Origin of the sequence: Pantoea sp. PSNIH1 (assembly GCF_007680655.1) — a bacterium.
GTDB lineage: Bacteria > Pseudomonadota > Gammaproteobacteria > Enterobacterales > Enterobacteriaceae > Pantoea > Pantoea eucrina.
Window position 1 is genome coordinate 88,117 of sequence record NZ_VEIP01000004.1, and the last position, 22,420, is coordinate 110,536.

Here is a 22,420-nt window from a genome sequence, read left to right on the forward strand (position 1 = left end):
GCATTGAATAAAGAACAGGACTGGCATGAATCAGACCAAAAAAATTGTGTCCGCGCTTTCGCTGACCGCACTGCTTGTTTCTTCAGCGGTTCACGCTGAGAACGCACCAGAAAAAACCGACGTGCTGCTGATTGGCGGCGGGATCATGAGTGCCTCTCTGGGCACCTGGCTGCAGGAGCTGCAACCGGGCTGGAAACAGCTGATGGTTGAGCGTCTCGACGGCGTGGCGATGGAGTCGTCCAATGGCTGGAACAATGCCGGTACCGGTCACTCTGCTAACATGGAGCTGAACTACACGCCAGAGCGTGCAGACGGTTCAATCGACGTTAGCAAAGCGCTGGAGATCAACGAATCATTCATGATCACCCGCCAGTTCCTGACCAGCCAGGTTGAGCGCGGTGTGCTGCACGATCCGCGTTCGTTCATCAACTCTACGCCGCACATGAGCTTTGTCTGGGGTGATAAGAACGTTGAGTATCTGACTAAACGTTACGCCGCGCTGCAGAAAACCACCCTGTTCCAGGGCATGAAGTTCTCAACCGATCACAAGCAGATTGAGCAGTGGGCACCGCTGGTGATGGAAGGCCGCGATCCGGCACAGAAAGTTGCTGCGACCTGGACACCGGTCGGTACTGACGTCAACTACGGTGAAATTACCCGTCAGCTGATCGGCAGCCTGAAAAAAGATCAGAACTTCACGCTGGAAACGTCGTCTGAAGTGACCGATTTCAAACGTAACGGTGATAACTCCTGGCACGTCACGATTAAAGATGTGAAGAGCGGTAAAGATCGCAGCGTTGATGCGAAGTATGTCTTTATCGGTGCCGGCGGCGCGGCCATCAAGCTGCTGCAGAAAACCGGCATTCCGGAAGCGGATAATTACGGCGGTTTCCCGGTAGGCGGCTCATTCCTGATGACCGAAAACCCGGAGATCACCAGCCGTCACCTGCAGAAAGTGTATGGTCAGGCTTCCGTAGGTGCACCGCCGATGTCGGTTCCGCATATCGATGCGCGTAACCTCGACGGTAAAAAAGTGGTGCTGTTCGGGCCGTTCGCCACCTTCTCAACCAAATACCTGAAAAATGGTTCGCTGTTCGATCTGCTGAGCGCGACCACCACCAGCAACGTTATGCCGATGACCCACGTGGGTATCGATAACTTTGACCTGGTGAAATATCTGATTGGTCAGGTAATGCTGAACGATGACGACCGCTTTGCCGCGCTGAAAGAGTACTATCCGAACGCGCGTAAAGAGGACTGGAAACTGATCCAGGCGGGTCAGCGCGTACAGATCATCAAGAAAGATGCGGACAAAGGCGGCGTGCTGAAACTCGGTACAGAAATTGTCACCGATCAGCAGAAAACCGTGGCGGCCCTGCTGGGCGCGTCACCGGGTGCTTCAACCGCTGCGCCTATCACTCTGAACGTAATGAAATCGCTGTTCCCGCAGCAGTTTGCTTCACCGGAGTGGCAGGAAAAAATCCGTACTATCGTGCCGAGCTTTGGCCAGAAACTGAATGGCAATACCGCGCTGACGCAGCAGGTGTGGGATAACACCGCGTCTGTACTGCAGCTGACCAAACCACCTGTCATCAATATGAGCGAGCAGCAGGCCGCGCCGATGCAGGCTAAGCCGCGCGAAGAATCTGCTAAACAGGATATGGCGCTCTAATCGCGACCAGCCCTGAATCCCGAGCCGGACACTGTCCGGCTTTTTTTATGCCGGTAATCCGTTAGCGGAGCGCGCAAAATAGCTGTTGAGCAGTCGCCAGAGATAGTGCGCAGCGGGCGTCATGCGGTGATCGGCGCTGTGCAGCAGCTGACACTGACTCTCGCGCGCAATGCGGTGATCGAGCGGTATCGCGACCAGCCGATCGCAATCGTGAATGCTTCTCAGCGTCTGCGGCGTCATAAACGCCACGCCCTGCCCGGCCAGCGCCAGAGAAACGGCGCTGGTAAACAGGTTACAGCTACAGGCGGGCGTAAAGATGAGTCCTTCACTCCTGAACATGGCATTCAGATAGCGCTGGAGACCAAACTGCTCATCCATGCCGATGAGCCGGTGCTCAGCCAGCTGTGACAGCGTAACTTTATCCAGCGCGGCCAGCGGATGTGAGGGGGGCACGACCGCACAGATCGGACCGCGCCTGAAGCTGTTACAGCGGAGTCCGGGCGGGCCGGAGGGGCCAAAACTCACCGCCATATCCACCTCACCTTTTGCCAGCAGCCTCAGCGTGGTCTGCATATCTCCCGACTGAATATTCACAAAAACCGCCGGGTAAGCCTGAGAGAACTCGGCAATAACGTGACGGATCACTTCGTCTGCCATCCCCTGGCCCACGCGCAGCGTAACGCTGCCGCCGCGCATATGGCGCATATCCTGCAGCTGCCGCTCCAGCTGACGGCGGCGCTGACTGGTCAGCGCATAATCCTCTGCCAGCAGTTTACCCGCATCGGTCAGGACCACATTTCTGCCGCGTCGTTCCAGCAGCGGCAGCTGCAGCGCGCGCTCCAGCTGCGCCAGCTGGCGGCTGATGGCGGAAGCATTGACGCCCAGCGCATCTGCAGCGCGGCGGATCCCGCCGTGCATTCCGACCTCATACAGGTAGCTTATCGATTTTTCGGGATAGCTGGATAATGTCATACTTTCCGCTTATCTGTTGATCTGAGAGCAACAATAATAGCCAGCGCAGCTTATTTTTCTACCGTGTTTTTTCTGCGCATACTGCCTGTGCAAACCCGACAGACAGGAAAACTATAAAATGAAAGCGATTACTCTTTATCTGGAACAGCATGCCGCAGATATTCTGGCGGACATAAAAACGCTGGTGGCGGCTGAATCTCCCTCTGATGACAAATCTGCCGTTGACGCCTGCGGTGAAGTGCTGCAGCAGCTATTTCAGCAGCGTCTTAACGTGCGTGCGGAAATAACACCGCAGCAGCACTATGGTAATAACCTGAAATTTTCGCTGGGCGGACAAACGCCGCAGAGCACCATTATTGGCCATTTCGATACCGTCTGGAATAAAGGCGAGCTTACGCTGCGTGAAGAAGAGGGACGCCTGTACGGCCCCGGCATTCTCGATATGAAAGCGGGCCTGGTGCAGGCGATCTGGGCAGTACGCGCACTGCAGCAGCTTGATCTGCCAGGCTGGCAAAATGTGGTGTTTCTCTGCAACAGTGATGAGGAGCTGGGCAGCCCCGGTTCGCAGCAGTGGATTGAAACCCACGCCCGAGGCTCCGCCCAGGTATTTGTTGTCGAGCCAGCGGTAGCGGGCAGCGGCGCGCTGAAGGTCGCCCGCAAAGGCACCGGCCGCTATGACCTTACGCTGACCGGCCTGGCGGCGCACGCCGGCAACAATCCGGAAGAAGGTGCCAGCGCGGTGCAGGAGATGGCGCAGCAGATTCTGGCGCTGCACGCGCTCAACGCGCCCGAACGTGGCACTACGGTCAACGTCGGCGTTGCCAGCGGCGGCAGCCGGGCGAACGTGGTGGCGGATCGCGCGCGTCTGGAAGTGGATACGCGCGTCACCTCTGAAGAGGAGGCGGCCCGCCTGCACGCGGCAATTATGCAGCTCCAGCCGCATGACCCGCGCGTGACCCTGCATATCAGCGGTGAACAGGGGCGCCCGCCCATGCGCCAGAGCGCGGCATCACGCGCACTGTTTGCCCGCGCGGCGCACATCGGTCGTCAGCTGGGCCTGACGCTGGAAGGCGCCTCCGTGGGCGGCGGCAGCGACGGCAACTTTACCGCCGCACTCGGGCTGCCCACGCTGGATGGGCTGGGCGCCACCGGTGCCGGTATTCACGCGCGGCATGAGCATATTATTGTTGCGGAGGTGGTGCAGCGTACGGCGCTGCTGGCTGGCCTGCTGAGCGGAGAGACGCCATGACACAGATATCGCTGGAAAAACCGGACAGGGCTGTGCGCCAGCGGGAGGGCCTCAGCCCCTACCTGCTGCTGTTTATTATTCTGGCGCTGGCCGCCGTGGCGACCTGGATTATACCGGCGGGCGTCTACGATTATGAGACGCGCGACGGCATTAAGTTTGCCGTCAAAGAGAGTCTGCATGCGGTGCCGCAGAGCGGTGTGCTGCCGCTGGAGATCTTTATGGCGATCGCTGCGGGCATGGTTAAACAGGCCCCCATTATCTTTCTGATCCTGTTTACCGGAGGCGTACTGGCGGTAATCGAGAAAACCGGGGCGATAGCGACGGCTCTGCAGGCGCTGTCGCGCAGCAGCACGCTAAGTGATACGCGCATCATCATTATTTTCGCCGTGATTTTCTCGCTGCTCGGCACCACCGGCGTGGTCGTCAATGCGGTGGTCGCCTTTGTGCCGATCGGACTGCTGGTGGGGCGCTCACTCGGACTCTCCCCTATGCTTGGGGCCTCGCTGGTCTATCTGACCTGCGCCGCCGGATATAACGTCGCGATCCTGAATCCGGCCACCACCGGGCTGACGCAGCATCTGGCGCAGCTGCCGCTGTTCTCCGGCATGCTGCTGCGCGCCCTGACCTGCCTGCTGTTTGTGGTCAGCGCCGCGCTTTATCTGATCCACGCCGTGCGCCGTGCGCGTAAAAACGGTGAGTGCCGGCCCGCTATGTCTGCCGCTGCGGAGAGTATTGCTCCGGTAACCGGACGACATAAGCTGATTCTGGCGACCACGGCGCTGGCGCTGCTGCTCTTTATTGCCGGTACGGTGCGCTATCACTGGGGCACCCGTGAGATGTCAGCGATGTTTATTCTGCTGACTATTATCGTCGGACTGATGGGCCGTCTCTCAGGATCGGACATTGCCAACACCTTCCTGGCAGGCTGCGCCACGCTGGTCAAAGGGGCGTTTATCGTGGGGATGGCCGCTGCCATTTCACTCGTGCTGCAGCAGGGCAATGTCCTCGACCCGATCGTCGGATTTCTTTCCGATCTGCTGGAGCCGGTGCCCGCCTGGCTGGCAACGATTGGCATGTTTATCAGCGCCGCACTGATCCACTTTGGTATCTCATCCGGCTCGGGAGAATCGGCGCTTCTGATCCCTATTTTCTCACCGCTGGGCGATAACCTTGGCCTGACGCGTCAGGTGATGGTGCAGTCGGTACTGCTGGGTGAAGGGATCGTCAACTGTATGAGCCCGACGTCCGGCGTGCTGATGGCGGTGCTCGCCACGGCAGGCGTTTCATTCGGTCAGTGGCTGCGCTTTGTTGCCCCGGTCATCGCAATCTGGTTTGTGATCTGTGTGGTGATGCTGCTGACAGGGGTCGCTATCAACTGGGGGCCATTCTGACCCGACGCTTTTCAGGCAGCGCCGCCTGATACCAGGCGCTGCCGTATCCGGTGGCGGGGATCCGCTTATTTAGCGCGATCCTGTTTTCCCCGACGCCATATTGTTCTGGATCATCATTTATTTATTTATAAAAAGACGAACGTTAAAAATAGATATCAAGCTTCTGTGAGCCGTGACGATAGTAAATTGACGGCAGAGCACGCGTTCCGCCTCCCTCTGACCTGCATTTCATTATCTCACTAAAGGTGAATTTTATGGGCCTTGCTCACTCCCTCTCAAATATTAAAATCGGAAAGAAACTGGGAGCCGGTTTTATTATTGTGATAGCCGCCTCACTGGCAATCACTGTTATCGCATTTGATTGTTTTCGCAGCATTAAAGATAACTCAGCCCGGCGCACCGTGACGGTTGAGATGGTGAATACGCTCAGTAAAGCACGGCTGAATCGCACTCTGTATCAGTACACGAAAGATGAGCAGTTTGCCGTGCGGAACGTTGAGGCGCTGAAAGAATTTACCGCGCTTTATCAGCGTCTGGAAAGCTTTAGCTGGAACGCAGAGGGGCTGCAGAAAGTGAACCAGCTGGGTGAACTGATGCACAGCTATCAGGATCAGCGCGAAAAATTTATTGCCGCCGCTAAAGAAACCACCGCGGCCTTCAGTGCAATTACGCCTGCCGCGCTGATTAAGCTGGCACATCAGCTGGAGTCGCTGAATCGCGGCCTGACGCCAGAGACCGCGCCGCCGGTTATGCAGCTTACGGCGACCCTCTACGATACCGCTAATATTGAAGAGAACTTCCTGAAAAATCCCGGCGAAACCAGCAGAGACGCCATAGCGGATAAATTTATCACCATCACCACCCTGACCGAACTGCTCGACAGTTTTAATCAGGGGGATATCACTACCGCAACGCAGGCCGTGCTGGCCGCGGTCAATCAGCAGCGCCCCGCCCTGGCGCCCTACCTGAACGCTTTTAACAGCGAGAAAAGTGAATCCATCATCCTGACGGGCGCGGCGGAGCGGCTGAATGCGGGCGTGGCAGATATGTTCAGCTATCAGTCGCAGCTTTCTGCCTCGTTTATCAAAGGCGCTGAGTGGCGCATCGCTATCGCCGCCGCGATCTGCGTGGTGCTGAGCCTGCTGATTGCCTGGCGCATTACGCGCAGCATTACGCACCCGCTGCGTGAAACGCTCAGCGCGGCGCAGCGCATTGCCGCAGGCGATCTGACCACGTCGCTGAAAACCACCCGTGGCGATGAGCTGGGAGAGCTGATGCAGGCGGTTGACAGCATGAACCATAGCCTGCAGACGATTATCGCTAACGTGCGCAGCGGCGTCAGCAGCGTGGCGCGCGCCTCCGCAGAGATTGCCGCCGGCAATACCGATCTCTCTTCCCGCACCGAGCAGCAGAGTGCTGCCGTGGTGCAGACCGCCGCGAGTATGGAACAGCTGACCTCTACGGTGAAGCAGAACGCTGAGAATGCGCATCACGCCAGCCAGCTGGCGGCCGACGCCTCCGGCAATGCTGGCCGCGGCGGCGAGATTGTTCGCGACGTGATCGCTACCATGAGCGGTATCAGTCAGAGCTCCGGTAAAATTGGTGAAATCATCAATGTCATCAACAGTATCTCGTTCCAGACCAATATCCTGGCGCTGAACGCAGCGGTTGAAGCGGCGCGGGCCGGAGAACAGGGACGCGGTTTTGCCGTGGTAGCGGGCGAAGTCAGAAACCTGGCGCAGCGCAGCTCTGTGGCGGCAAAAGAGATTGAGACGCTGATCCGCGAATCACTGGATCGCGTCAGCGACGGCTCAGCGCTGGTGGATCGTGCCGGTACGACAATGAATGATATTGTGCAGTCGGTGACGCAGGTGCGCGACATTATGGGTGAGATTGCCGCCGCCTCTGATGAACAGAACCGGGGCATCTCGCAGATTGCGCAGGCGATGTCGGAGATGGATACCACCACCCAGCAGAATGCGGCTCTCGTTGAGGAGTCTTCTGCCGCAGCAAGCTCGCTGGAGTCGCAGGCGATTGAACTGGAGAAAACCGTGGCCATCTTCCGTCTTTCCGCGGAACAGGAAAATGCCGCCCGGGTTGCTCCGAAGCCCGTGCTGACGCCGTCGCCGGCTAAACCCCGGCCTGTGTCCACAGCGGACGCCAGCTGGGAAAGCTTTTAACCTGCGCCGACCAGAAAAAAGCCCGTAAGCGGATAAACCAGCTTACGGGCTGTATGTTTGCCGGCGTCAGGCTGTACGCCGGCCACCTATTATCCGATCAGAAATCGTAACCCACGGTCGCAACAATTGAGCGCTCAGCGCCCCAGTAGCAGTAGCCCGTGCCGTAGCAGGCGGCGACATATTCCCGGTCGGTGAGGTTATTGGCATTAACCTGTACATAAGCCCCTTTCAGCTGGCTGTTCCAGGCGCCGAGATCGGCGCGGACCGACGCGTCAAACAGAGTAGCTGAAGGCAGGCGGCGGGTATTTTCATTATCAGCCCACTGTTTGCCGATGTAACGCACGCCGGCGCCCACGCTCAGACCGTAGTCAAACTGATATTTGCTCCAGAGCGAAGCCATAGAGTTGGGGGTGACATAAGGCGTGTGGCCATCGTTGCCATCCACTGAATCTTTATAACGCACGTGGCTGAGCGTGTAGTTAGCGATGGTGCTGAGACGCGGCGTCAGCTGGGTATGCGCCTCCAGCTCCAGCCCCTGTGAATGCACTTTACCGGCAGGCACAAAATAAGAACCCTGCACAATACGGTTGCCGACATCTTTCTGCGTAAGATCGTACACCGCTGCGGTGTAGAGATCGGAGGTCCCCGGCGGCTGATATTTCACGCCCGCTTCATACTGCTCTGCGGTAGTGGGTTTCAGCAGGTTGCCGTTCTGGCCCGAGAGCGACTGCGGCGTAATAGCCTGGCTGTAACTCACATAAGGTGAGACACCGTTGTCAAACGCATAAAGCAGCGCGGCACGACCGCCCACGTGGTCATCCTGACGCCGGTTTTTGGTCGCCTGATCGTAGTTCTCAGTCTGCGACACAATGCGGTCATAGCGGCCCGACAGGTCAAGATGCCACTTATCCCAGACCATCTCATCCTGCAGGTAGACGCCGGTCTGATAGTAGTAGCGCTGCGAGCGCTCGAAGGTATACACGTCGTTGGCACCCACGGAGGCCCCGGTCCGCGCATTCAGCTGACTGGCGTTGCCGCTTGCGTCATGCAGGTCGTTTTTATACTGATGGTATTCCGCGCCCAGCACCACTTTATGGTCTACTGCGCCAGTGGCGAAATCTGCTTCCAGCTGATTATCGATCGCGTACGCTTTCAGCGATGAGCGCGAGCCGGAGTAGTAGCGGTTCAGCAGATCTGAACTGTTCCCTGTCCAGCCGATTTGATACACCTGATCAAGATCGACGTTTGAGTGAGAGTAGCTGGCATTAGAGCGGAACGCCCAGGTGTCATTAAAGCGGTGCGCAAATTCGGCGCTGTAGATCTGCTCGCGGCGTTTGAACTGGTCGAGTGAGCTCTGGCCGTCGTAGAAGCCATTGCTCAGCTTATAGCCGTTGTGTTCGGTGATGCTGCCCTCACCCGGTACCGCGCTGTGGTAGCCGCCTGAGGGATCTTTCTGCAGATAGGCGCGCAGCAGCAGCGAGGTATCTTCCGACGGCTGCCAGAGCAGCGAGGGTGAAATCGCATATTTCTCCTCCCGCGTGTGTTCGTACTGGGTGTCGCTGTTGCGGGTAATACCGGTCAGGCGGAACGCCAGCTGATCGTTCAGCGCATCGGTGTAGTCAAAGGCGGCTGAAGTGGTGTTGTTGTTACCCGCCGAGAGACGGAAATGCCCTTCCTGCCGGAACTGCGGACGTTTTGACGTCTCCATCACCAGCCCGCCCGGCACCGTCTGACCATAAAGCGCAGATGAAGGACCTTTAATCACATCGATACGCTCCAGGAACCAGGGATCAACCTGCAGCACGTTATAGCTGCCGGGATCGCTCATCAGTCGCAGGCCATCCAGGAAGACATTGTCGACATCGCCACCGTGGAAACCGCGCAGTGATACCGTATCGTAACGCGACGCCGCACCGGCGAAGTTTGTAAAGGCGCCTGCGGTATAATTCAGCGCCTGATTTACGCTCATCGCGCCCTGATCTTCCATCTGCTGACGCGTCACCACTGAAACGGCCTGACCGGTAGTGATCAGCGGGCGATCGGTTTTAGTCGCGCCCTGGCTGGTTTTCGCCGTATAGCCGGTGGTGGGAGTCGTAGCCGTTTCAGCCGGCTGCGCGGTGACAACCAGAGTCTCAGCTGCATACAGCAGCGGTGATGCAGATAATGCGACGGAGCAGAACAGAACAGAACGCTTCAGAGTAAAAGGCACTCGCATGGTTAATTCCCTTAAAAACACGCAGTTCTCTCCGGTGCAGCCGGAGAGCCGATGGATGCCAGAGGCAATGGTAATGCTAATATTAATGAGAATTATTATCTTTTTGATAGTGGCATTTCAAGATGTGTCTGCAGTTAAATTTTCTGCCGGAAACCGGTTAAAAAGTGGGGGAATGGCTGAAAAGCGAGCCGCAGCTCGCTTTAGATAAATGCGTCAGGCCTGCTGCAGCGCGGGCTGCCGCCGCCGGTTTTCACGCAGAAATGCGCGGATCAGCCCCAGCCAGAGCAATCCGCAGGCCAGATTAATCAGGCTAAAGCCGGTACTGTAAAAGCTGAAATAGGCGTATTTTGCCGCTTCAATGCCGAGTGCAAAAATCAGAATTGTTACCATACCCACCATCGCTGCCACGCTGCCCTTGCCCGCCTGGCTGGAAAAAAGCGTCATACGATAGAGTCCGGCATTAACCAGTCCGGTGCCAAAACCGTAAAGGCTGAGGCCGGCGGTCAGCCACAGATAGCTGTGCCGATCGGCTATGGTCGCGACTGCCGCCAGCGCAAGACCGGCTACCACCGGCCAGGCTCCCAGCTGCAGCGGTCGCTGGATCGACAGCCGGCTGCTGAGGCGCCCCAGCGTCAGGTTACCGGCGATCATCGCCAGAAACACCGGCAGCTGCAGCAACGCATACTCCATACGGCTCAGGCCGGCATCGTGCATCAGAATAACCGGCGACAGCGCTACCCAGGCGAGGCAGGGAATGGTCACCAGGCCGATTGCCAGCGAGCCGCGCATAACCTGGCGATCGCGCAGCAGCTGCCAGTAACCCCTGCCCAGCGCGCCGGGTGAGATCGAGCGCGTACGATCCCCTGCGGTTTCCGGCATAGTGCACCACAGGCCCAGCAGGGCCAGCGCCGTCACGCCGCCGAAGAGCCAGAACAGGGTGCGCCAGTCGCTGATAGTCAGAAAAGCGGCCCCGGCCAGCGGCCCGGCCAGCGGAGCCAGCAGCGCGACGTTTGCCATCAGCGCCATGATCTTCACGCTCAGCGCTTCACTGAACGCCTCCTGAATAGCGGCGTAGCCTACGGAGCCGATAAAGCACAGGCTGACTCCCTGCAGAAAGCGCAGCAGTACGAACTGCTCAATGCTCTGCACCCAGTGAGTGGCAATGCAGGTCAGCATAAAAAAAGCGACGCCGCTAAGCAGCACCGGACGCCGCCCGATGCGATCGGAAAGCGGCCCCAGCAGCCACTGCAGCATCATACCGCCGATCAGATAGGCGGTTAGCGAAGCGGAAACCCACTCAGGTCCGGCACCAAACTCCTCAGTGACCAGCAGCATGCCGGGCTGGATCATGTCATGCGCGATATAGGTGGCGAATTCAAACAGTACCAGCGAGAGCGGAAAAATTATGCGGCGGCGCGTGAGCTGCGACACCGGTTCATACAGGGCCATTATCGATCCTTACCCGTTGCAGAATGATAAAAAACGCGGTTGCCGGAGCAACCGCGTCACAGATGTCAGCCAGCGAACGCCTTATCAGCGCCAGCGGGCAATCGGGTTATCCAGCGTACCGGCAAACTTGAGATTTTCCGCCGGGTCGGTGAGGTTAATCATCTGCTGATTATTCGCCAGCTGCAGCCGGTTAAGGCAGGAGCGGGTAAACGCCGGGGTAAACATATCAAAGCGTGCAAATTTAGCTGCCAGCTGCGGATGCGCCTGCTGATACTCTTTCACGCACTGCGCTACCGCCTGCCAGAACTGATCCTGCGACAGCGTACCGGCGTCGTGCAGAATGGCGCTGATAAAGCGGAAAATGCAGTCGAATACGTCGGTAAAAATCGACAGTAACTTGAGATCGTCCGGCACATCCACTGCCAGTCGGCTCACTTTTTCCGGCAGCTGCGCGTCCGGATCCATGACGGCAATCTCTTCACCAATATCTTTCATGTAGGCGCTGACCGGCACATTGTTCTCCAGCAGCACGATCAGGTTTTCGCCGTGGGGCATAAACACTAAATCGTGCTGGTAGAAGCAGTGCAGCAGCGGGCTGAGATAGCAGTTCAGATAGCGCGCCACCCACTCTTTTGCCGGCAGGCCTGAGTCAGCGATCAGCGCTGGTAACAGCGCCTGCTGGTGGCGATCAACATGCAGGAGTGCGGCCATCGTCATCAGACGCTGACCCGGCTGCAGGCGGGCTGCCGGATTATCCCGCCACAGCGCAGCAAACATCTTTTTATAGGCGGAATCGCCGCTGATGGCCTGTTCGTAGTAACGGTTGTGATAGCCCACCGCCGCAACCTCCCGCAAAATACGGAAATCACAGCGCTGCAGCCACGCATCCCTGCTGACCAGCTGTTCCAGCCACTCGTTAATCGCGGGCGTGGTCGCCATATAATAGGGTGAGAGACCGCGCATAAAGCCCATGTTAAGCACCGAAAGCGCGGTTTTGACGTAGCGCTTCGCGGGCTGACTGCGGTTAAAGAAGGTGCGGATCGATTGCTGCGCCTGATAGCGATCGTCGCCCTCGCCGAGCCAGACGATATCCTGCTGAGCAATATCGGCCGCGAATACCGTCAGCAGTTTGTTTTGCCACTGCCACGGATGCACCGGCATCAGGATATACTCATCCGCATTCAGCCCGCGCGCGCTCAGCTGCTCTGTAAACCGCGCCAGAGTCTCCGCGCCCAGCTCATCACGCATCAGCTGCTCATAACTCAGCGTACTCAGACTGGAAAAATGGGCGTTGCGCTGATGTACCGCAACCCAGATAAGCTGGACCGGTGCGGCGGCCTCTGGCGCAAAAGCGAGATAATCGCGGGCGTCAAAACCAATGCGGCCATTATTGGCGACAAAACAGGGGTGCCCCTCGGTCATTGCCGCCTCAATGGTCTGGAAATCAGCGTGCACCAGAGCCTGCGCATCCGGATTCTGCTTCTGCAGCTTATAGACGCTGCTGCTGAGCGTGCTGCTGATCTCTTCCATATAGGTTGCCAGCAGCGCCTGCGGAATGCCGATTTGCTGATTAAACTCCACGATAAACTGCAGCGCATCCAGCGTCAGCGGCCGGCCATTTTCCTGCTTCAGCAGTGACGCGGCGTCAATATTCCAGTGGTCCAGCGCCAGACGTTCTGCGCGGAACTGATAATGTGCTTCGCCGCCCGGTACGGCCAGCGTATAGCAGCCTGCGCCGTTTTCAACGGGCGTAACCAGCTTTTCGTGGGCAAACTCGCTTATCGCTTTGCGGATCAGCATCCGGTTTGCCTGTGCCCAGTTATCGCCCGTAAGGTGGGATCCTGTCAGCAGCGCAGAGGGTGTGTTCATGGTCAAAATATCCTGCTCCAGAGCCTGTTGATAATCTTCCCGCTGGCAAAACGCCAGCCAGGCGGTTTTATGCCCGAGATCGAGCGTGTGCTGATAGCGAAAGCCGGCCCGTTTATTCAGCCGGTGAATTTTCTCATTGCGTACGTCAGGCTCCACCACCACGCGTCCGACCTGCGGCAGACTGAACAGGTATCCCATGGCAACGGTAAAGACCTGCCAGCTGAACTGCGGAATGGGTGTGCTGGCGGGCGCAATCAGAATATGCATCCCGTAATCATCGGGCGCGGCCGGATAGAACCGTCCGATTTCATCCTCGCTGGCGCGGTAGCACTCCATCAGAAACACCGGCTGCCCTTCACAGCAGCCAATCAGGGCGGCGTGGGGATTATTTGCGGTCAGCCCGTGATAAAAAGCGGCGACCTGCTCCAGGGTGTCGTTCTGCATGCCCCAGAAGCGGGCGTAGTCGCGCGTTACCCAGCTGTGGATCAGTGCGGCATCGGCGGCCTGCATCGGGCGCAGGCTAAAGGTGCCTGCCGGTCGCTGAACGCGGTAAATCATCTCTGTGCTCATGTCAGCGCTCCGTCTGTGCCGGGAAAGTCTGAAACGCGATCTGCCGCTCTACCGGATAAACTTCGCGTCCGGTAACTTCGCGTAAAATAACGGAGTTGCGATAGCAGGCCATGCCGAGATCCGGCGTCACAAAACCGTGCGTATGCAGCTCTGCGTTTTGCACAAAGATTTGGTTGTGATGATCGATGCTGTAATTACGCTGCACATCGTAGCGCCCCTGCTCGTCCCAGCGCAGCCGCTGACTGATGCCTTCGATAAACATCGGCGGACGGTAGTGATAGCCGGTTGCCATCACCAGCCCTTCGGTACGACGGGTAAAGGCGCACTCCTGCTCCTGCTGCCAGAGCGAGAGTTCAAACTCCCCTGCCGGCAGCCAGCGCAGATCGGTCAGCGCTGAGTGTGTGAAGAGATTGACGTCGAGCGGGCCGTCGAGCTGTTTGACGTACATCAGATCATAAATATCGTTGATCAGGCTGCTGTTGATACCTTTATAGAGATTCTTGTGGTCTGCATTCAGCCGGTCGCGCTTCGCCGGCGGCAGCGCATGAAAATAGTCCACCCACTCCGGTGAGGTCATCTCCAGCGTCAGCTTGGTGTACTCCAGCGGATAGAAGCGCGGCGCACGGGTGATCCAGTTCAGCTGATAGTCAAACCGGTCGATATCGCTGAGCAGGTCATAGTAAATTTCAGCCGCGCTCTGACCGCTGCCCAGCACGGTGACAGACCGCTTCTGCTGCAGCTCTGCTTTGTTTTTCAGATAGTCGCTGGAGTGCGTAATACGCTGACGATGCGGCTGACTGCACTCCGGGAGCCAGGCCACCGGACCGGTGCCGAGGATCAGGTGGCGCGTCAGCCACTCTTCGGTCGCGCCGCTCTGACTATTCACCGCCTGAACGCGATAAACCGCCCGCTCCGCATCATAACTTACGTACTCAACGTGACGGTTCCAGCGCAGGTTACTGAGGCGCTCGCAGGCCCACTGGCAATACTGGTTATACTCTTTACGCATCAGGAAAAAATCTTCCCGGATGTAGAATGAGTAGAGTTTTCCTTTCTCTTTCATGTAATTCAGCAGGCTGTAAGGGCTGGTGGGGTCAGCCAGCGTCACCAGGTCGGCCATAAATGGCGTCTGCAGGTGTGCGCTTTCCAGCATCATGCCGGTGTGCCAGTCAAAACCCGCATTCTGATCGAGAAATACGCCGTTGAGTCCCTCTACCGGTTCGCTGAGACAGGCCAGTCCAAGGTTGAACGGGCCGATACCGATGCCTATAAAATCGTAAACGGTGTTATTCATAACAGAGTTCTCACTGATTTGCCGCGTGGAGCGCGGTCGTGCGCAGCTGTTCGCGCCCGTAATGCGCAACCAGGTTAATCACCTCTTCCAGATCTGCCGCGGTGGTGGCAGGATTTAACAGGGTGAATTTCAGATACTGCCGGCCGTCGACTTTCGTGCCTGCCACAATTGCATTGCCGGAACGGAACAGCGCTTTACGGATCGCAGCGTTGATATCGTCGAGCTGCGGGCCGCTGAGCGACTGGCGCGGCACAAAGCGGAAGATTTGCGTGGTGAGTTCTGGTGCGTGCAGCACCTCGATTGCCGGATGCGCGCGCAGCAGCTGATGCGCACGCTGTGCAAGGTCAATCAGCGAGTCAAACGCTTCACCCAGCGCGGCCGGGCCCATGACGCGCAGCGTCAGCCACATCTTCAGTGCATCAAAGCGACGCGTGGTCTGAATACTTTTGTTGACCAGGTTTGGCGTCCCTTCCTGCTGCGCGCTCAGTGGATTGAGGTAGTCAGCATGGTGCGTAACATGTTTCAGATGGTCTTTGTTACGTACAAAGAACGCCCCGCAGCTTACCGTCTGGAAGAACGATTTGTGGTAATCAACGGTGACTGAGTCTGCCTGTTCAATACCGCGCAGACGCTGGCGGTGCTGTTCTGAAACCAGCAGACCACAGCCATAGGCGGCATCAACGTGCATCCATAATCCATTGCGCTGACACAGCGCGGCGATCTTTTCCAGCGGATCGATGCTGCCAAAATCGGTGGTGCCGCTGGTTGCTACCACCGCAATCGGGATCAGCCCCTCTTCGCGGCAGCGCTGGATTTCGTGCTCCAGCATACCCGCATCCATACGGTAATCGGCATCATGGTCAACCGGCACAACGGCATCGTAGCCCAGGCCGAGGATCGCCATCGATTTCTGGATACTGAAATGACTCAATTTAGACGTGAATACGCGCCACTTACCGGCGGTTTCAGGCAGGCCGCGATATTTGATCAGATGCCCCGGATGATGCGCCTCGCACCAGCTGTCGCGAGCCAGCAGCATTGCCATCAGGTTTGACTGCGTACCACCACTGGTGAAAATACCGTCCGCAGCGGCGGGCAGGCCGATACGCTCCAGCGTCCAGTCGATAACTTTTTGCTCAATTAGCGTACCGCCGGCACTCTGATCCCAGGTATCGACAGAACTGTTGACGGCGGCCATCACCTGCTCTGCCATCAGCGACGGCAGGACGACCGGGCAATTCAGATGCGCAACATATTTAGGATGGTGAAACCAGACCGCATCGCGCAGATAGAGCTGAGACAGCTCGGCCAGTGCAGCTTCGTTATTGCCCAGTGGAGAATTAAGATCCACACTGCGGAACTCGTTTGCCAGCTCGTGCGGCAGAATACCGCTAAACGGCTTTTCTACGCCCTGCACCGTCTGGGTCAGTAGCTTAAGCACCTCCTGCGTCTGTCCGGCCCAGGCATCAAGCTGACGATCGTTAAAAAGCCAGCTCTCCGGCGCGCCTGACTGCGGCTCAGAGGTTACGATTGGTAATGATTGCGCAGATGAACGTGTAAACATAATCCTTTCCTGTTACTAAAAATCTTTAAATCCTGCTGACAAATAAGACAACAGGTGTCATAGGCTCTGTTGCTTCTGCAAAAATATAAAAAACCAATAAATCATTAATATCATAAACATATGCCATCAAACGGCATATGTGCACACACCTGTATTAATCTGCCTTAAAATTTGAATGCGATTATAAATGATAATTATTATCATTCAATAGGGTGATTTCAGTAAATTTTCCATCAGCATTTCTGAAGGATGAATTTGTGATCTTTGTCACAATTCCGTTTGAGGCGTATAAAAATACCTCTTTCACTATGTGGTTTTCCGCCTCCCGGATGATGACCGGGAGGTAAAACGTGGTGCAGGGCTTATCTGGCGGAGGCATTAAAGAGGATGTAATATAAGTGTTGCTAAACCGGAACAGGTGTGGCTTAATAGCGTCATCGGTTTGGAATACAGACCTTATGAAGCAGTTTTAGTAAAGCAGTCCTCAGTTCAAGTGTTATCCACAGATACCCCTTCTTCATGAGCCTCCTCCTAAGTGCCCAATAAGTAACGCTCTGATACAGGCCACCATCGCCATAGTTTATGGCTCATCAATTAAGGAAGTATCTATGTCTAACAAAATGACTGGTTTAGTAAAATGGTTCAACGCAGATAAAGGTTTCGGCTTTATCACTCCTGAAGATGGCAGCAAAGACGTGTTCGTACACTTCTCTGCAATCCAGAGTGACAGCTTCAAAACCCTGGACGAAGGCCAGAAGGTCTCTTTCACCATCGAGAATGGTGCTAAAGGTCCAGCTGCTGCTAACGTTACCGCACTGTAAGCTGCGCTGACGATCGGCAGCGCTTACGATAGCGATGAAGACAGTAGTCTGAGCAGTTAAATGCTGCTGATAAAAAAACCCGCCTTGTGCGGGTTTTTTTGTGCGCGCGTAACCGGGCTAAAAAGAGCCCGACACCCGGCTGGGCGTATCGGGTTGGCACAAGCGCCAGTGAAATTCGCGACTTAGAAAAGTACGCAAACGCACTATAACACAGGTTTCCCGCCGTCTCATTTTACTGACCTGTAAATGTGTGTGGCAGCGCTGCTACTTCTTCTTGCTGATAAGCGATTTCAGATCGGCAAACGGGTTATATGTCGCGGCACCCACTTCATCCTGCGCATCCTCTCCCGCCACCACTCGCGTACCGTACTGATCGGCTTCGGTATATTTTGAATGTTCATGATCGTGGCAGTAGAGACAAAGCAGCTCCCAGTTGCTGCCATCTTCCGGATTGTTGGTATGATCGTGATCGATATGGTGTACCGTCAGCTCGCGCAGGTTTGAGTAAACGAACTCCCGCGCACAGCGCCCGCACACCCACGGATAAATTTTAAGTGCTTTCTCACGGTAGCCGCTCTCCAGCCGCGAGTAGTTTTTCGGAATAACTGCCATTAATGTATGCCTGTACTTAGCGTGATTATTTCAACGATCAGCAGGCTAGCCCGATTGTACGTTGATAGCAAGCAGCACGTTTTTTTAACGAACCGCCAAGGTAAAAAGACGCCTTAGCGGGCAATAAAACATGACTCAGATCTATATTTAAAATTTATTTTCTCTATGGCATTATATATATCAGCAATCATTGCTGTAACGTATTACTGCCTGCGGCTCTGTGCTGACTGGCATATTTTATCTGTGGAGAAAACCTGGTGAAACCGGTTGATGTACAACCTATTAACGACATTAATCAGGCGATAGGACGCGCCGTGACTACCCTTATTGCAGCGGGCGTGCCCGTTGAAAAATATGCCATTCTGGCGGAGTTACAAGAGTCTGAAGCGCAGGCTATTGATGGCGTTAAGAAAATTTATGGTGAAGCCATTCAATTTATATCAGTCCAGATGAGTTAATAGTTTATCTACGGATATCTTACCTGCGCTAAATAAGCGCAGCGGTAAAATTATCGCTGCGCTTATTTGCTGTCCCACCCGTTTTTTTTATTTAATCAGCAGATGTCCGAAACGCAATCGCGTTTATAATGCATTCCTGCCACGTTATAAAGACGACCGTTGTATCGCATTAGTCGGGCTACCCTGACCAGAGGCAGCATGCCACTCTGTGACCAGCTGCCGGATGAGTTCCGCCGCCGGCAGTTCGCGTACCAGTGCTGCTCCCTCTCCCGCCCAGTATGCCCCAAACCCCGCCTCGCCCTGCGCCAGCGCAGCCTTAGCCAGCGCCTTACCCAGTGAATAAGCCAGCGGATAAGCAGGGATCTCGGTGCGGGGGATATCGCGCGTAATAGTGCAGAATGCGTTGCGCAGCGCGCGCGCTTCACGACCGGAAATTGCCGCAGTCATGGTAGTACCCGTTACAGCGGCATGCCGGAGCGCCTGACGCCAGGCGGGTGCAGTAGCGGATTCAGGGCAGAGAAGAAAAGCGGTACCGGCCTGTACGCCGCTGGCACCCAGAGCCTGCATTGCTGCGATTGCTGCACCGTTCATGATCCCGCCTGCGGCAATCACCGGCAGCGTAACCCGTGCACAGATGGCCTGTACCAGCGTCAGCGTGGAGAGCTGATGATCCTCCTCATCGACGGCAAAACTGCCGCGATGGCCACCTGCTTCATAGCCCTGCGCCACAATCATATCCACTCCCTGCTGCGCGATCGCTTCCGCTTCCGCCACGCTGGTGGCTGTTGCCAGGGTCACTATCCGGCAGGCTTTCAGCCGTCGCAGAGTATCCGCCGGTGGCAAACCAAAATGAAAACTCACGACCGCCGGACGCGTTTTCTCAATGACCTGCAGCACCGCTTCATGACCGCAAAAAGTGGGATATATCTCCTCCAGATTCACGGGAACCTGAGCGCCAAGAGCAGCAAAACGATCGGCGAAACGTGCTATCCACGCCTTTTCGACTGCGTCGTTGCGCAGGCCGGGCGGATGGCAAAACAGATTGACGTTAAAAGGCTGCCGGGTAAGCGCCTGAGTCTGCCGTATAAGGCGTGCAGCCTCTTCCGCAGAGGAGGCGCCCAGTCCCAGCGAGCCAAGCGCACCGGCATTGCTGACTGCAGCAGCCAGTTCCGGAGTTGAAACGCCTGCCATCGGGGCCTGGATAATCGGATAGCGCAGATTTAATTCTTTACACAGGGATGTCGTCATCACAAAGCTCTCCGTCAGTAGCTGCCATTCTGCTTATCCGCTCTCTGTAGCAGAGATAACCTATATTTTATTTACATCTTTAACAAGCAGCCTGATCCACTCTGCTTCAGCGACATATTTCCTGACAGCGCAGCACCCGGCTGATTTCAGACCGCTGACGGTAAAATCCCCCCGCTGCGTTTTAATTAGAAAATTTACTCAGTTTTTGTTTTCCGCCGTCGATAACATATATTCAGCACCACATTTATTGCCAGCACCGGGAATCTGAACTTCAAAAAAATCCCCCTGACTGATGCCCGTTTACGCTTAACGGCTGCCGGCGCTCAGGACAACATGGAAATCGGGGGGAAACATCCAGCGCGGCACAGGCTCTGCGCTGAATGAAATTACGCGACCCTTTGTAAGGCGATCGCGCTACTTAACTGCACACTATCTGACAGAGGTCATTTATGTTTGGGGTGAAAACTTCACGCCTGGCGCTGCCGTTCAGCCACAGCGCCAGCGTTCATCGTGATATCAATGCTATCAGACAGCATGTTGCCTGGATTGAATTTACGCCGGATGGTGAAATTGTTGATGCTAACGCGCTGTTTCTGACGCTGACGGGGTATCAGCTGCAGGAGATCCAGGGCCAGCACCATCGCCTCTTCTGTTCACCGCTTTACAGTCAGACAGCGGGCTATCGCCGTTTCTGGCAAACGCTGGCGCGGGGTGAGTCAATCACCGGCATTTTTGAGCGCTTCGATCGTCAGCAGCAGCGTTTCTACCTGAGCGCGACCTACTTTCCGGTCAGCGATGATAAAGGCCGGGTGTATAAGGTGATCAAAGTCGCCAGCGATATCACCGCGCGCCATCAGGAGCTGGAGCATAAAGAGGCGGTTATCACCGCGCTGGATCGCTCCATGGCGGTGATTGAATTTACACCTGAGGGCGAGATCCTCAGCGCCAACGCCAATTTTCTGCAGCATATGGGGTATAGCAGTGAAGAGATTGTTGGTCAGCATCACCGACTGTTCTGCTATGACGATTTTTATCACGCTCAGCCCGATTTCTGGCAAAAAATGGCGCGCGGGCAACATTTTGTCGGTCGTTTTGAGCGTAAAACCGCCAGCGGTGAGCGCATCTGGCTGGAGGCGAGCTATAACCCGGTAGTGGATGCGGATGGGCGGGTCTATAAAGTTATTAAAATTGCCTCTGATATCACCGCGCGCGTGGAGGCCGCAAAGCGTGTGGCAGATATAGCCCTCACCACGTCAGGTGAAACGTCGCAAATCACCGACAACGCCAACGACGTTCTGGACGAAACCGTACGCAATTCAGGTCTGGTGGCCCAGCGGGTTAATGCTGCGACGGAAATTGGCGTTCAGCTTAATGCGTCTGCCAGAAATATTGGCGAGGTGGTTAACACGATTAATCTCATCGCGTCACAAACAAATATTCTGGCGCTGAACGCCGCCATTGAGTCTGCGCGTGCCGGTGACGCAGGCCGCGGCTTCAGCGTGGTTGCCGCTGAAGTACGTCGTCTGGCTGCTTCCACCGCTGCCGCGACCCGGCAAATTACCGAAGTGGTCCAGCAAAACAGCCTGCTGATAAAAGAGATGTATCAGCAGCTGGATGAGGTGCGTGAGTTTGTCGTAGCTGAGCAGGAAAAAATCGGCATGCTGTCGCGCAGCCTGCGGGAAATTAACAGCGGCGTTCACGAATTTGTTAACGTTATCCACCGCCTGGATGTCTGAAACCAGCGGGAGGCTTTCGCCTCCCGCCCGCTACTCTATGCCGCTGCCTGCGGCCGGTGCGACCGGCTGCCGTTTTTTCTGCAGCGCCCGGCGCAGCGCCGGCTCCGCGTAGCGGGTAATGACATACGCAACACCGGCCAGCACGATAACCATTACCGGCGGCATGATCATCATGACAGTGTCACTTTTGACATAGCGGTTAAGCTTAATCAGCATCGCAATCATCAGGTTTTCATGAATCAGATAGAGCGCATAACTGACAAAGCCCATAGCGGTAAAGAGTCGCAGCGAAAGAAAGTGCTGGATCCGCTGCAGCCTGAAGCTGGCGATGAAAAACAGCAGCATCGCTACCAGCGGCACCAGCGCGAGTGCCCCGCTGTTTTTCACGTAATAGCTAAAGTTGATCAGCAGCGCAACGGCTACCAGCAGATAGTGGTAGCGCCTGTCACGCCCGTGCAGACGCTCGTAGACCAGACAGCCCACCATAAACCAGGCGTAATGAATAAATCCCAGTTTGGAGATGATATCCACCAGCAGCGGATAGCCGAGTGACTTAATGACTGACGCACCGGAAAGTAACAGCATCGGTAAAATCAGCGCCGGCAGGCAATATTTACGTCCCGCAGTGAAATAGACAGCGCCGATAATCAGATAAAACAGGGCTTCAACATAAAGCGACCAGAAAGAACCCGCCATAGAGTGAAACGAAATGCCGGTCAGCTGCGTCAGCGTTTCCGGATTAATAAACAGCAGACCCGGCAGCAGATTTTTCACATAGGGGGTCATAAGAGACCACTCCGGAAAAAATCCGCCGGCCAGAAAAAGCAGCAGGCTGGCAATAAGCATCGCCGGGAAGAGCCGCAGCCAGCGCTTCTGCAGAAAGCCCGAATAGCTCTCCGATCGGTCAAGCGTCATAAAAATAACAAAGCCCGAGATCATAAAAAAGAGCTGCACTCCAGCCCAGCCAAAAGAAAAGAGCGGCAGATGCTGAGTGGTGGCGACATAAGGCAGCAGTTCTGGCCAGCGCGCCCAGGCGTGATAGGCGATAACCATCAGAATGGCCAAACCGCGCATACCGTCGAGGTGAGTGATACGAGCCTGCATGATGTTCTCAGTGACA

General features: G+C 56.1%; 16 protein-coding genes. 7 read left to right on the forward strand and 9 right to left on the reverse strand.

Features of this window, described 5'->3' with window-relative positions:
• Positions 1-25: 25 nt before the first annotated feature.
• On the forward strand, positions 26-1,672 hold the full coding sequence (gene mqo / locus FS690_RS11845) for a malate dehydrogenase (quinone) (RefSeq protein ID WP_040113506.1): 1,647 nt from the start codon (positions 26-28) through the stop codon (positions 1,670-1,672).
• A 45-nt stretch (positions 1,673-1,717) separates the two neighbouring features.
• Here mqo and FS690_RS11850 read toward each other — a convergent pair whose 3' ends face one another.
• Positions 1,718-2,644 carry a LysR family transcriptional regulator gene (locus tag FS690_RS11850; protein WP_145339663.1) on the reverse strand — a complete coding sequence of 309 codons (927 nt, stop codon included), beginning with the start codon at positions 2,642-2,644 and terminating at the stop codon, positions 1,718-1,720.
• A gap of 118 nt (positions 2,645-2,762) precedes the next feature.
• Here FS690_RS11850 and FS690_RS11855 point away from each other — a divergent pair, with 118 nt between their 5' ends.
• The 3 genes from FS690_RS11855 to FS690_RS11865 all read left to right on the forward strand — a co-directional run bounded on the left by FS690_RS11855 (position 2,763) and on the right by FS690_RS11865 (position 7,464).
• A complete protein-coding gene (locus FS690_RS11855; protein ID WP_071668348.1) occupies positions 2,763-3,893 on the forward strand; it encodes a M20 family metallopeptidase in 1,131 nt (376 codons plus the stop codon).
• Positions 3,890-5,284 (forward strand): YfcC family protein, encoded by a 1,395-nt coding sequence (locus FS690_RS11860; protein ID WP_040113509.1) that lies wholly within the window; start codon positions 3,890-3,892, stop codon positions 5,282-5,284. The genes FS690_RS11855 and FS690_RS11860 overlap by 4 nt, the downstream gene beginning before the upstream one ends.
• A 254-nt stretch (positions 5,285-5,538) precedes the next feature.
• Complete coding sequence (locus FS690_RS11865) at positions 5,539-7,464, forward strand: methyl-accepting chemotaxis protein (RefSeq protein WP_108569846.1); 1,926 nt, start codon at positions 5,539-5,541, stop codon at positions 7,462-7,464.
• A 97-nt stretch (positions 7,465-7,561) separates the two neighbouring features.
• On the opposite strand, the gene FS690_RS11870 is transcribed toward FS690_RS11865, so the two are convergent.
• From FS690_RS11870 to FS690_RS11890, 5 genes are all read right to left on the reverse strand, one after another.
• Complete coding sequence (locus FS690_RS11870; RefSeq protein ID WP_040113511.1) at positions 7,562-9,679, reverse strand: TonB-dependent siderophore receptor; 2,118 nt, start codon at positions 9,677-9,679, stop codon at positions 7,562-7,564.
• A 213-nt stretch (positions 9,680-9,892) separates the two neighbouring features.
• Positions 9,893-11,128 (reverse strand): MFS transporter, encoded by a 1,236-nt coding sequence (locus FS690_RS11875; RefSeq protein WP_145339664.1) that lies wholly within the window; start codon positions 11,126-11,128, stop codon positions 9,893-9,895.
• Between the two features lie 84 nt (positions 11,129-11,212).
• Positions 11,213-13,567, reverse strand: coding sequence for a GNAT family N-acetyltransferase (locus FS690_RS11880; protein WP_145339665.1), 2,355 nt, complete (start codon positions 13,565-13,567; stop codon positions 11,213-11,215).
• A gap of 1 nt (position 13,568) precedes the next feature.
• Entirely contained in the window at positions 13,569-14,861 is a 1,293-nt protein-coding gene (locus FS690_RS11885; protein WP_145339666.1) for a lysine N(6)-hydroxylase/L-ornithine N(5)-oxygenase family protein, read from the reverse strand.
• A 10-nt stretch (positions 14,862-14,871) separates the two neighbouring features.
• Positions 14,872-16,425 (reverse strand): aspartate aminotransferase family protein, encoded by a 1,554-nt coding sequence (locus FS690_RS11890; RefSeq protein ID WP_094111612.1) that lies wholly within the window; start codon positions 16,423-16,425, stop codon positions 14,872-14,874.
• Positions 16,426-17,033: 608 nt separating this feature from the next.
• On the opposite strand from FS690_RS11890, the gene cspA reads away from it, so the two are divergent.
• Positions 17,034-17,246: an RNA chaperone/antiterminator CspA gene (gene cspA / locus FS690_RS11895; protein ID WP_071668354.1), complete on the forward strand. Its 213-nt coding sequence runs from the start codon at positions 17,034-17,036 to the stop codon at positions 17,244-17,246.
• A 264-nt stretch (positions 17,247-17,510) separates the two neighbouring features.
• Here cspA and yajD read toward each other — a convergent pair whose 3' ends face one another.
• Positions 17,511-17,858 carry an HNH nuclease YajD gene (gene yajD / locus FS690_RS11900; protein ID WP_065647414.1) on the reverse strand — a complete coding sequence of 116 codons (348 nt, stop codon included), beginning with the start codon at positions 17,856-17,858 and terminating at the stop codon, positions 17,511-17,513.
• 257 nt (positions 17,859-18,115) lie between these two features.
• On the opposite strand from yajD, the gene FS690_RS11905 reads away from it, so the two are divergent.
• Complete coding sequence (locus FS690_RS11905; RefSeq protein ID WP_094111613.1) at positions 18,116-18,316, forward strand: hypothetical protein; 201 nt, start codon at positions 18,116-18,118, stop codon at positions 18,314-18,316.
• 144 nt (positions 18,317-18,460) lie between these two features.
• On the opposite strand, the gene FS690_RS11910 is transcribed toward FS690_RS11905, so the two are convergent.
• Positions 18,461-19,582, reverse strand: coding sequence for a nitronate monooxygenase family protein (locus FS690_RS11910; protein WP_304621808.1), 1,122 nt, complete (start codon positions 19,580-19,582; stop codon positions 18,461-18,463).
• 431 nt (positions 19,583-20,013) lie between these two features.
• On the opposite strand from FS690_RS11910, the gene FS690_RS11915 reads away from it, so the two are divergent.
• Positions 20,014-21,300, forward strand: coding sequence for a PAS domain-containing methyl-accepting chemotaxis protein (locus tag FS690_RS11915; protein WP_040113520.1), 1,287 nt, complete (start codon positions 20,014-20,016; stop codon positions 21,298-21,300).
• A 30-nt stretch (positions 21,301-21,330) separates the two neighbouring features.
• On the opposite strand, the gene FS690_RS11920 is transcribed toward FS690_RS11915, so the two are convergent.
• Positions 21,331-22,404: an acyltransferase gene (locus FS690_RS11920; protein ID WP_071668358.1), complete on the reverse strand. Its 1,074-nt coding sequence runs from the start codon at positions 22,402-22,404 to the stop codon at positions 21,331-21,333.
• Between the last annotated feature and the right edge of the window lie 16 nt (positions 22,405-22,420).